The sequence below is a fragment of the Vandammella animalimorsus genome, from assembly GCF_002288875.1.
Taxonomy (GTDB): domain Bacteria; phylum Pseudomonadota; class Gammaproteobacteria; order Burkholderiales; family Burkholderiaceae_C; genus Lampropedia; species Lampropedia animalimorsus.
Window position 1 is genome coordinate 418,797 of record NZ_NTBH01000001.1, and the last position, 11,235, is coordinate 430,031.

The 11,235-nt window shown below is 64.9% G+C and carries 8 protein-coding genes; 5 read left to right on the forward strand and 3 right to left on the reverse strand.

What is annotated here, in order from left to right:
• Positions 1-23: 23 nt before the first annotated feature.
• From CLI93_RS01735 to CLI93_RS01745, 3 genes are all read right to left on the reverse strand, one after another.
• Positions 24-536 (reverse strand): hypothetical protein, encoded by a 513-nt coding sequence (locus tag CLI93_RS01735; RefSeq protein WP_143326316.1) that lies wholly within the window; start codon positions 534-536, stop codon positions 24-26.
• A 151-nt stretch (positions 537-687) separates the two neighbouring features.
• Positions 688-1,680, reverse strand: coding sequence for an HpcH/HpaI aldolase/citrate lyase family protein (locus tag CLI93_RS01740; protein ID WP_095541350.1), 993 nt, complete (start codon positions 1,678-1,680; stop codon positions 688-690).
• An 87-nt stretch (positions 1,681-1,767) separates the two neighbouring features.
• The gene (locus CLI93_RS01745) at positions 1,768-2,754 is read right to left on the reverse strand and encodes a malate dehydrogenase (protein ID WP_095541349.1); all 987 of its coding nucleotides are present in this window, start codon (positions 2,752-2,754) and stop codon (positions 1,768-1,770) included.
• A gap of 362 nt (positions 2,755-3,116) precedes the next feature.
• Here CLI93_RS01745 and CLI93_RS01750 point away from each other — a divergent pair, with 362 nt between their 5' ends.
• The 5 genes from CLI93_RS01750 to CLI93_RS01770 all read left to right on the forward strand — a co-directional run bounded on the left by CLI93_RS01750 (position 3,117) and on the right by CLI93_RS01770 (position 11,100).
• Positions 3,117-4,910 (forward strand): sensor histidine kinase, encoded by a 1,794-nt coding sequence (locus CLI93_RS01750; RefSeq protein WP_095541348.1) that lies wholly within the window; start codon positions 3,117-3,119, stop codon positions 4,908-4,910.
• Positions 4,907-5,539, forward strand: a complete 633-nt coding sequence (locus CLI93_RS01755) for a response regulator transcription factor (protein ID WP_095541347.1) — start codon at positions 4,907-4,909, stop codon at positions 5,537-5,539. The genes CLI93_RS01750 and CLI93_RS01755 overlap by 4 nt, the downstream gene beginning before the upstream one ends.
• Positions 5,540-5,888: 349 nt before the next feature.
• Entirely contained in the window at positions 5,889-6,668 is a 780-nt protein-coding gene (gene dsrO / locus CLI93_RS01760) for a sulfate reduction electron transfer complex DsrMKJOP subunit DsrO (protein ID WP_095541346.1), read from the forward strand.
• A 53-nt stretch (positions 6,669-6,721) separates the two neighbouring features.
• Positions 6,722-7,765 carry an NrfD/PsrC family molybdoenzyme membrane anchor subunit gene (gene nrfD / locus CLI93_RS01765; RefSeq protein WP_095541345.1) on the forward strand — a complete coding sequence of 348 codons (1,044 nt, stop codon included), beginning with the start codon at positions 6,722-6,724 and terminating at the stop codon, positions 7,763-7,765.
• Positions 7,766-7,875: 110 nt separating this feature from the next.
• On the forward strand, positions 7,876-11,100 hold the full coding sequence (locus CLI93_RS01770) for a tetrathionate reductase subunit A (protein WP_095541344.1): 3,225 nt from the start codon (positions 7,876-7,878) through the stop codon (positions 11,098-11,100).
• Positions 11,101-11,235 lie beyond the last annotated feature (135 nt).

Sequence of the window (11,235 nt, forward strand, 5' to 3'; positions counted from 1 at the left end):
AGTGCATGTTCAAGTGCTGGGCATCAGGTCTTGGCCAAGCACTCTGCAGCCATGCGCTGGCCTTTTTTCTGATTCATCAGCATGGCGCGGTTAGCCACTTGCAGCCAGATCACTCCTTTGGCTTCATTTTCCAAGCGCACGGCACCGCTGGCGGTGACTACGGGCACCATGCGGAACTCAAAGCTTTTGCTCTTGATGACGAACTCACGCGGGTTATCTGCGGCGTCACTGACGTTGATCGTCACAGCGCCTGCACAAAGGAAATCACCGCGCTTGACCTTGCTGATGACGTAGTCGATCCCGGTCAGCGGCGCGGGCTGTTGCGCCTGTGCAGCCTGCGCTGCGGGGGCCTTGCCAAACTGCCCTGGCGCAGGCGCTGGCGGGTCGGCGATGGCTTGATCTTGCTGGCCGCCTGTCTGGACTGCAGGCATGGAGGCACCATTGGCCTTGCTCAAAAACGGCAGCGTTCCCATGTCACAGCCCGCCAAGGCGTATGCGGCCAAGGCCAGTACGGGGAGTTTCGATAACACTCGCATGGTGGTTCAATCGTTGGGGTGAGTTGAAGAAAGGGCTGAGCTATTACCGTGCCATCTGCCAGCAGAGTTCACGAGCGCCACGCCATGGGCCGTATTGGAACGTATTCGGCACCAACTACGGAAAAACAAGACCAATGCCCCTGCACACGCATCAGGCCGCCAACCAGGCACGCACCGCATGCGGCAAAGACTGGCCGGTGCGCCAGGCACGTTCCAACACCTGCCAGTAGTAGCGGTAGCTGGCTCGATCGTGCAGCACACCTTGGTGGCTGATCGGCGCCCACTGCGCCGCCTGGGCCGCCTCGATGATCTGGCATGCGGCCTCGATCTCGGCGGCATCGGGCGCGAAGGCCTGCAAGATTGGGCGGATCTGCGCCGGGTGGATGCTCCACATGCGCGTGTAGCTCAGCTCGCGGCTGGCCTGGCGTGCTGCGGCAGCCATGGCCTTTGTATCGGAAAACTCGGTCACGACGCAGTGCGACGGCGTCTTGCCGTGTGCGTGGCAGGCGGCGGCCATGTCCAGCTTGGCGCGCAGCACCATCGGGTGGCGAAACTGCCCGCTCACGCCCATGGCATCGGCGCCAATGGCCCCGCCATGGGCCGAAACAAAATCCATCAACCCAAAGCTGAGCGACTGCACGCGCGGGTGCGCAGCAATCTCGAACGCGTTGTGCACTGCCAGTGGCGACTCGATCAACACATGCAGCGGCAAGGCAACGCCGCCTGCGGCGTCGACATGGGCCACTGCGCGCTGCACGTCCTGCAGGCTCTCGACCTTGGGTACCATCAAATGGCACATGCGCTGATGCGCCTGGCCAACAATGCAGGCCACATCCTCAGCAAAGCTGGGGTGATCCACCGCATGCACGCGCGCTGCAACCCGCATGCCGGGGGCCACGCCCCGCAGCAGCTCCACCACCAAGGCGGCATGCTCGCGCTCGCCGCCCACGGGCGCGCCGTCCTCGCAGTCCAACGTGACGTCGAACACGCAGGCGCCAAACTCCTGGGCCATCTCGGCCTGCAGCTGCAGGCTTTTGCGCATGCGCGCCTCCACACCGCTGTAGTGGTCACACACTGGCAGCAACCAGGCCGATGCCTGGGCTCCGAGCAGGACGTTACGGGGGTGGGAAGAAGCGGCAGACATAGTGCGATGGACGAAGGAAGGCGTTGCAAGAGGGCAAGACAAAAGCGCCGCACCCGCGAGAATGCAGGTGCAAGCGCTTGTGCCAATTTACAGCAGGTGCTTGACGCCGTCCTGCTCGTCCTGCAGCTCGGCCAGCGTCTTGTCCAGGCGCTCCTGGCTGAAGGCGTCGATTTCCAGGCCCTCGACGATCTTGTACTTGCCGTTCTCGGTGGTCACGGGAAAGCCGAAGATCACGTCCTTGGGAATGCCGTATTCGCCGTTGGAAGGCACGCCCATGGTGACCCACTGGCCCTTGGAGCCCAGCGCCCAGTCGCGCATGTGGTCGATGGCGGCGTTGGCGGCCGATGCGGCCGAGGACAGGCCACGCGCCTCAATGATGGCAGCGCCGCGCTTGCCCACGGTGGGCAGGAACACGTTGGCATTCCATTCCTGATCGTTGATGGTGTCCTTGACGGATTTGCCGCCGATGGTGGCAAAGCGGTAATCGGCGTACATGGTGGGCGAGTGGTTGCCCCAGACGGTGAGTTTTTCGATCTCGCCGACTTTGCCGCCGGTTTTCTCGGCGATCTGGCTGGCGGCGCGGTTGTGGTCCAGGCGCAGCATGGCGGTGAAGTTCTCGCGCGGCAGATCGGGCGCGCTCTTCATGGCGATGTAGGCATTGGTGTTGGCCGGGTTGCCCACCACCAGCACTTTCACGTCGCGGCTGGCCACTTTGTTCAGGGCCTTGCCCTGGGCAGTGAAGATCTGGGCGTTGGCGGCCAGCAGATCGGCGCGCTCCATGCCAGGGCCGCGCGGACGGGCGCCCACCAGCAGGGCGTAGTCGGCATCCTTGAAGGCCACTTCAGGGTCGCCCGTGGCCACAATGCCTTCGAGCAGCGGGAAGGCGCAGTCTTGCAACTCCATGATCACGCCTTGCAGCGCTTTCTGGGCTTTTTCGTCGGGAATTTCCAGCAATTGCAGGATCACGGGTTGATCCTTGCCCAACATCTCGCCCGAGGCGATACGAAACAACAGGGCATAACCAATCTGACCGGCAGCGCCAGTCACCGCGACGCGTGCGGCTTTTTTGCTCATACGAAAACTCCACTAGGTTTGAAGGAAAACGGCGCGTTGCACCACTGTCAGCACGACAGGCCACAAAGGCCACACCCAAACAGCAGTCGCAAGCCAGCGCGCAACCCGGCATTGTACCCGGGTTTATACCCATCGCTCAATTCTTATGTCTTATATAAGAGTTAGCGAGTTTCCCGCCGTAGCCAAGGCTGCGGCTTGGCGTTGGTTTTGTTGCGTATCATCGCCCACTGCCCACCATGCCTGCCCAGAACCTTGTGACTTCGGACCGTACTCTGCCACGCAGTGCAGCCCAGGCCAGCGCCCTGCCCTGCTCGCGCTGGCGGACTTGGTTAGCCACAAGCTGTCTACTGGTGGGTTTGTCCATGCTGCTCTGTGCAGCGCAAGCTGCACCTGGGCATCCGAATGAGATCAGCGCACATCTGACAGCGCCCAAGGCCACGGCCTCATCGCCCGATGCGTCCGATGCGCCTGCGGGCGACTCCATCGTTCACATCGGCATCCTGGCTTATCTGGGTGAGGCAGCAGCAGCCCAGGAATGGCAGCCCCTGGCAGACTACTTGCGAACGGCCCTGCCGCAGCACCAAGTGGTGCTGCAATACCTAGGGCTTGAGACCTTGCGCCAAGCCGTGGCACAAGGCAACGTCGATTTCGTACTGACCAATCCGGGCCAGTATGTGGAGCTGGAGACGGCCTTTGGCCTGCGCCGCATTGCCACGCTGGAGCATGGCCGCTCACCCACCTCCAGTCTGGCGGTTGCAGCCACGGTGGTGGCTCGGCACGACCGCAGCGACCTGCAAACGCTGGAAGACCTGCGCGGCAAGACGCTCGCGGCCATCTCCTCTGAAGGCTTTGGCGGCTACCAGATCCTTTGGCGCGAACTTGACGATTTGCGCATCGACCCACGGCGCGACCTGGCCCGGCTGCTGTTCGTGGGCTACCCCATGCCTCAGGTGCTGCGCGCCATCGACGAGGGACGCGCCGATGCTGGCGTGGTGCGCGCCTGCCTGCTGGAGACCCTGCCCGACTGGCGCCAGCGCTACAAAGTGCTCTCGGGCCAGTTCGTGCCTGCGCTGGGCTGCTCGGTCTCATCGCGCCTATACCCCAACTGGCCCATGGCCGGGCTGCGCAGCACCCCTGCGGAGCTGGCGCGCGCCATGGCCATTGCCCTGCTGCAGATGGAGCCCGCCGAGCATGGCATCGGCTGGACGGCCCCGGCCGACTACCAGCCCATCCACGACGTGTTCCGTCAACTGCAATTGGGCTCTTACCAATATCTGCAAAGCAGCCATTTGCAGCGCATCGCGCAGCAGTATTGGCCTTTTGCCTTGCTGGCCTTGCTGTGCTGGGCCGCTTACACGCTGCGCGTGAATTACCTGGTGCGCAGCCGCACGGCCGCGCTGGAGCGCGCCCTGCACGAGCGCGAGACCTTCGAGATACGCATGCGCTCCAACCAGGAGCAGGCCGAGCACCTCTCGCGCCTGTCGGTGCTGGGCGAGCTCTCCACCACCTTGGCCCACGAGCTCAGCCAACCGCTGGCCGGTGTGAGCAACTACGCCCAAAGCCTGCTGCGCCGCCTGGACAACGGCCGCCTGACCGACGACGCCGTGCGCGAGGCCTCCTCCAGCATCGTCACGCAAGCCCACGCCGCTGCCGAAATCCTCAAGCGCATCAAAGGCTTCGTGCGCAAGCGCACCAACGTGCGCGAGCCCTGCGCCGTGCCCGCGCTGGTGCAGGATGCCATCGCCCTGTTTCAGGGCATGCAGCGCAACGCCCCCTACATTCAGGTGCTCGACCGCCTGCCCCCACAGCTGCGGGTGCAGGCCGACCCGCTGCAAATCCAGCAAATCCTGCTCAACTTCTTCAAAAACGCGCAGGACGCCATGCAAACCGTGCCCGCCGGCGAGCAACACATTCGCATCGAGCTCGAACAGACCGAGGGCTGGGCCTGGATCCATGTGCGCGACTACGGCATCGGCATGTCCGATGCGCAACTGCAGCGCCTGTTCGAGCCCTTCTACACCACCAAGGACGAAGGCCTAGGCCTGGGCCTGTCGATCTGCAAAAGCATTGCCGAGGCCCATGGCGGACAGCTGCAAGGCCATCGCCCCGCCGATGGCCCCGGCATGGTGTTTTCCCTCAGCCTGCCCGCCCCATGAACACAGCCCAAGACCTTTCCATCTACCTGGTGGACGACGACGCCGCCTTTCGCCGCTCCGTGGCCTTTTTGCTCGATTCCGTGGGCTGGACGGTCGTGCAATACGACAGCGCCCAGGCCTTTCTGGACGCGCACGCGCAGCCGCCCGCCGACCTGGGTTGCCTGCTGCTGGACATCCGCATGCCCATCATGAGCGGCCTGGTGCTGCAACAGCACCTGCGCAGCCGCGGCTGGCACGCAGCCATCGTCTTCATGACCGGCCACGGCGATGTCGAGCTGGCCGTGCAGGCCATGAAGGCAGGGGCCTGCGACTTTCTGGAAAAGCCCTTCAAAGACCAGGCCTTGCTCGATGCCGTGGATCAGGCCGTACAGCGTACGCGCGAACTGCAGCAGCACAACCAGCGCCAGGCCGGCGCCCGCGCACGGCTGCAACGGCTCTCGCCGCGCGAGCACGAAGTGGCGCGCCTGGTCGCGCAAGGCCACCCCAACAAAACCGTGGCCCGCCTGCTGGACATCAGCGAAAAAACCGTGCATGTGCACCGCCAGCACGTGCTGGAGAAAACCGAAGTCGCCAACGCTGCCGAGCTGACCAGACTCATGCTCGCCGCCGATGCGCAGGCGCTGGATTAGGGCCTGCTCACACCCAAAGTTTGTTCGCGCCCCGTTTTGCGACATGCAAAGCAATGAGCGCACCTTGCAGCCATCTCCAACTGCAGCGCTCTACTGCGACGCAAAGGCCTTTAGAGCGTGTTATGCACTTTGCCCCCCGCGCTGGCCCTGGCAGCGTGCGCCGCGCCTGCAAACACTTGCCACACACAAGGCAATAGGTAATTTCATCTAGGGCACTGGCCAAAGCCCCCAATTGAAAAATGGTCAATAGCCACTTACTCTGGCAAGTCATGAGATTTGCAGTAGGTGCCACGATGACCAAAATTTCAATTTCCTACCCAGTCCTTGCCCGTTCTCTGGAGGTGCGGCCATGAACCAACCCTCCTCTCCCTGCGCTTCGGGCGCCAAGCCCAGCCGTGGCAAGCGCGGCTTTCTCAAGGGCCTGCTGGGCCTGAGCGCCACGGCCACGGTGATCCCCATCCTGCCCGCGCGCGCTGGCATCAACGACCAGCCGCCGCGCCGCCCAGGCATGGAAGGCAAGCGCTTTGGCATGCTGATCGACATGCGCAAGTGCATCGGCTGTCAGGCCTGCACGGTCAGCTGCTCGGCGGAGAACCAGCCGCCCATTGGGCAGTTCCGCACCACGGTACTGCAGTACGAGATTGACCGCAACGATGGCACGGCCCCCGCGATGGTGAGCCTGCCGCGCCTGTGCAACCACTGCGACAACCCGCCCTGCGTGCCAGTCTGCCCCGTGCAGGCAACCTTCCAGCGCGAGGACGGCGTGGTGCTGGTGGACAACACCCGCTGCGTGGGCTGCGGCTATTGCGTGCAGGCCTGCCCCTACGACGCGCGCTTCATCAACCACGAGACGCAAACGGCCGACAAGTGCACGTTCTGCGAGCACCGGCTGGAGGTGGGCCTGCTGCCCGCCTGTGTGGAGAGCTGCGTGGGCGGCGCGCGCGTGATTGGCGATTTGATGGATCCGAACAGCGAGATCAACCGCCGCATGGCCGAGTCCAAGGAGGAGATCAAAGTCCTCAAGCCCGGCATGAATACCGCCCCCCGCGTGTTCTACATCGGCCTGCCCGATGAGTTCGTCAATGGCGTCGATGGGCAAGCCAGCGTGCGCCTGATTGCCGAGCATTGAGCGCCGCGCCGCAATTCAACGCAGATTCGATCCATCCCCGAAGGACTTCCATCATGGAGATCATTGAGCTTTTGACACCGTATTACGAAGCCGCATGGCTGCCCTGGGCCGTGCAGTACTTCTTCCTCATCGGCATGGCCACAGGTGCGGCCATGCTGGCCGCCTGGGGCGCCTGGGCCCCGGCCCAGCATCCGGCGGCCAAGGCCCTGCCGCTGGCCATCGTGCTGCTGGCCGTCACTGCCATCAGCGCGCCAGTGGCCTTGCTGGCGGACTTGCACCAGCCGGCGCGCTTTTGGCATTTCTATGCCCACTTCACCCCTTGGTCGTGGATGTCGCTGGGCGCCTTGCTGCTGCCGGTGTTCGTGACGCTCTCGCTGGGCGTGTGCCTGACCTGGTGGCTGGGCTGGCACCGCTGGATGCGGGCATTGGCGCTGGCGCTGGTGTTCTCATCCATCACGATTGCGGTCTATACCGGCGCCGAGATTGCCATCGTCCGCGCCCGCCCGCTGTGGAGCAACCCCTGGGTGCCGCTGAACCTGACGCTGACAGCCTGGCTGGCAGCCGTGGGCTGCGCGCTGGGACTGACGCTGTGGATGCAGGCCGGGCGCGACGTGGCCGTGCGGGCCTGGCTGGGCAAGCTGGGCCTTGGCCTGAGCCTGGCGCTGCTGGCCGTGGCCTGCGCCTGGGCCATTGGCGGGCACTGGCTGCAAACCCCGTCGTTCCTAGCCGCCAAGGAGCTGTATGCCAACTTCCCGATCTGGCGCATCAGCCTGTGGCTGTCGGTGATCTTCGGCGCATTGGTGATGGTGTTCTGGCTGCGCCCCGCCCTTTGGCTGCACTCGCCGGCCATGATCGCGGTGCTGGGTACGGCCGTGTGCGCCGCCGCCTGGGGCTTTCGCTGGGCCTTGTTCATGGGCGTGCAGGGCGTGCCCAAGTACGGCGCCGGGCTGTACGTCTACCACATGCCGCTGGGTGGCGAAGGGCTGATGGGCATCGTTGGGGTATTCGGCCTGTGCGTCGCGGTGCTCACGCTGGTGCTGTGGGCGCTGGATCTGTGGCCGCAACGCCAGCCCGCTGCCGTCTTGCGCGCAGCCTGAGCCACATTGCCGAGCCCATCCGGGGCGGCAGCGCCGCAGCGGCGCGCCCCCTTCTAAAAAAATCGTGAGCCACGCAGCCTCAGTTGGCTGCATCGCCAAAGGATTTCCCCATGACTGACAAGAAAAAAACCTCTTCCCCCGATGCCAACCGCCGCAATCTGCTGCGCGGCGGCCTGGTCGCAGGCGGCGCGGCAGCCTTTGCCGCAGGCTATGGCGAAACCCTGATGAAGGGCGCCAAGGGCCTTTTGACCGGCACCTCGGGCGTGCCCACGGCCAATGCCACGCGCGGCAACTCGCTGCAACCAGAGTTCCGCATCAACCCCGCCACCGGCCTGCTGGACACCCAGCCCGGCCAAGTCGTCAGCCCATCGAGCTGCCTGGGCTGCTGGACGCAGTGCGGCATCCGCGTGCGCGTGGATACAGAGAACAACAAAATCCTGCGCGTGGCCGGCAACCCCTACCACCCGCTGGCCACCACCCACCCCGCGCCGATGGAAACGCCCGTGCGCGAGGTGTACGCCATGCTGGGCGGCGACAACGGCCTGGAGGGGCGCGCCACCTCCTGCGCGCGCGGCTCGTCCATGTTCGAGCACCAAACCGCAGCGCACCGCGTGCTCGCGCCGCTCAAGCGCGTGGGGCCGCGCGGCTCGGGCCAGTGGCAGACCATCTCCTTTGAGCAACTGATTGAAGAAGTCTGCGAAGGCGGCGACCTGTTCGGCGAAGGCCACGTGGAAGGCCTGCGCGCCATCCGCGATGTGCAAACGCCCATCGACCCCGACAACCCCGAATACGGCCCAAAGGCCAACCAGTTGTTGTTCACCGACGCCTCCAACGAAGGCCGCCGCCCGCTCATCAACCGCTTTGCCAAACAATCCTTTGGCACCAACAACCTGGCCAACCACGGCGCTTACTGCGGCCAGTCCTACCGCGTGGGCACAGCCGCGGCGCTGGGCGACATCCCGGCCATGAAGCACGGCAAGCCCGATTGGAAGAACTCGCGCTTTGGCCTGTTTCTGGGCACCGCGCCCGCGCAGGCAGGCAACCCCTTCCAGCGCATGGGCCGCGAGCTGGCCGAGGCGCGCTCACGCGATGAGAAGACCTACCAGTACGTGGTCGTCTCGCCGCTGCTGCCCACCTCCTCCAGCCACGCCGCAGGCGACAACAACCGCTGGCTGCCCATCAAGCCCGCCACCGATCTGGCCTTTGCCATGGGCCTGATCCGCTGGATCATCGACAACGAGCGCTACGACGCGAAATTCCTCGCCCAGCCCGGCCCTGCGGCCATGACTGCGGCGGGCGAGGCCTCATGGAGCAATGCCACGCACTTGCTCATCAACGACCCCAAGCACCCGCGCTACGGCCAGTTCCTGCGCGGCGCAGACATGGGCTGGCCCATGCCCGCGCCCAAGGATGAGAAAACCCCGGCTGAGGATGTGTATGTCGTGCAACTGGCCGATGGCACGCTGGCGCCACACACCGTGGCCCAAGCTGCCGAGCTGTTCGTCGAGCGCATGGTGGAAATCCTGCCGCCTACTCCTGCGCCAGCCCCTGCCGCCGAGGGGCAGGCCGCCGCACCTGCAGCAACACCACAAGCCGCCGCCGCGCCCCTGCCGCCCGTGCCAGTGGCCGTGTGCAGCTCGCTGTTCAAACTGCGCGAGCAGGCCCGGCTCAAAACCTTGCAGGAGTATTCCGACCTGTGTGGCGTGCCCGTCAAGGAGATCGAAGACCTGGCACGCGAATTCACCAGCCACGGCAAGCGCGCTGTCGCCAACTCCCACGGCGGCACCATGAGCGGCGCGGGCTTTTACACCGCCTACGCCATTGCCATGCTCAACAACCTGATCGGCAACCTCAACGTCAAAGGCGGCTGGGTGCTCGATGCAGGCCCGTTTGGCCCCTTCGGCCCTGGCCCGCGCTACAACTTCGCCAAGTTCGACGGCATGGTTGCCGCCAAGGGCGTAACCCTCTCGCGCACGCGCTTCCCCTACGAGAAAACCAGCGAATTCAAGCGCAAAAAAGAAGCGGGCGAAAACCCCTATCCAGCCAAGGCCCCCTGGTATCCCGCGCCCGGCCCCATGAGCAGCGAAATGCTGGCCGCCGGCCTGATGGGCTACCCCTACGGCATCAAGGCCTGGATCAACCACATGAGCAACCCGGTGTACTCGATCTGCGGCTTCGAGCAGGCCCTGGTCGAAGGCGTCAAAGACACCCAAAAACTACCGCTGTTCATCTCCATCGACCCCTTCATCAACGAAACCACTGCGCTGGCCGACTACATCGTGCCCGACACCGTCACCTACGAAAGCTGGGGCATCGGCGCGCCCTGGGCCGATGTGATCGCCAAAACCTCCACCGTGCGCTGGCCCGTGGTGGAGCCGGCCACCGCCAAAACCGCTGAAGGCCGCCCCATCAACTGCGAAACCTTCCTCTTCGCCGTGGCGAAAAAGCTCGGCCTGCCCGGTTTTGGCAAAAACGGCATGTCCACCAAGGAAGGTCAGCCGCTGGATCTGGACACGCCCGAGCAGTTCTTCCTGCGCGGCATGGGCAACATCGCCTACCAGGCCGGCAAGCCCGTGCCCGAGGCCAGCGACGACGACATCGCCATCACCGGCCTGACGCGCTGGATGCCCACTCTGGAGCAAAGCCTGGCACCCGAGGAAGTGCGCCGCGTGGCCATGGTCATGAGCCGTGGCGGGCGCTTTGACAGCATCGACGCAGCCTGGAAGGGCGATCACATCAAGGCCGCCTACGCCAAGCCGGTGCAAATCTGGCACGAGCCGCTGGCCAAGATGCGCCACTCCATGACCGGCGAGCGCTACAGCGGCTGCCCCACCTGGTACCCCACCCGCTTTGCCGACGGCAGCGCCATGCGCGAGCATTACCCGGAAAAGGACTGGCCGCTGACCATGAGCTCCTACAAATCCAATCTGATGAGCTCCATGTCGATCGCCGCCTCGCGCCTGCGCCAGGTGCACCCGCACAACCCCATCTCCATCAACCGCGAGGATGCGCAGGCCCTGGGCATTGCCAATGGCGACCACATCCGCGTCACCACCCCCGGCGGCTCGCTGCAAGGCGTGGCGCTGGTGCGCGGCGGCATCGCCAAAGGCGCCATCGCCATCGAGTACGGCTATGGCCACACCCAACTGGGCACGGTGGCGCACTTGGTGGATGGCAAGCCCACGGCGCACAACCCGCAGCATGGCCGGGGCGTGAACCTCAACCGCCTGGGCTTTACCGACCCGACCCGCCCGGCGCACGACAACGTCTGGATCGATTGGGTCTCTGGCGCCGTCGTACGCCAGGGCCTGCCAGTGCGGGTGGAGAAGGTGTAAAAGCCTTGCCGTGGCCGCGCATCCTGCGGGCCACGGCAAGCCGCCAGCAAGGGCGGCAGACAAAAAAGCAAGCGGCCCGTATGGGCCGCTTTTTCATGGCTGCTCTTTGAGCGCCTGTTCAGAATCTCCGTCGCA

Excerpts from the sequence above, each read along its gene's own strand:
- nrfD (WP_095541345.1), top strand. The coding sequence starts at position 6,722 with ATGGAGATCATTGAGCTTTTGACACCGTATTACGAAGCCGCATGGCTG.
- CLI93_RS01770 (WP_095541344.1), top strand. The coding sequence starts at position 7,876 with ATGACTGACAAGAAAAAAACCTCTTCCCCCGATGCCAACCGCCGCAAT.
- CLI93_RS01745 (WP_095541349.1), bottom strand. The coding sequence starts at position 2,754 with ATGAGCAAAAAAGCCGCACGCGTCGCGGTGACTGGCGCTGCCGGTCAG.
- CLI93_RS01755 (WP_095541347.1), top strand. The coding sequence starts at position 4,907 with ATGAACACAGCCCAAGACCTTTCCATCTACCTGGTGGACGACGACGCC.
- dsrO (WP_095541346.1), top strand. The coding sequence starts at position 5,889 with ATGAACCAACCCTCCTCTCCCTGCGCTTCGGGCGCCAAGCCCAGCCGT.
- CLI93_RS01735 (WP_143326316.1), bottom strand. The coding sequence starts at position 536 with ATGCGAGTGTTATCGAAACTCCCCGTACTGGCCTTGGCCGCATACGCC.
- CLI93_RS01750 (WP_095541348.1), top strand. The coding sequence starts at position 3,117 with ATGCTGCTCTGTGCAGCGCAAGCTGCACCTGGGCATCCGAATGAGATC.
- CLI93_RS01740 (WP_095541350.1), bottom strand. The coding sequence starts at position 1,680 with ATGTCTGCCGCTTCTTCCCACCCCCGTAACGTCCTGCTCGGAGCCCAG.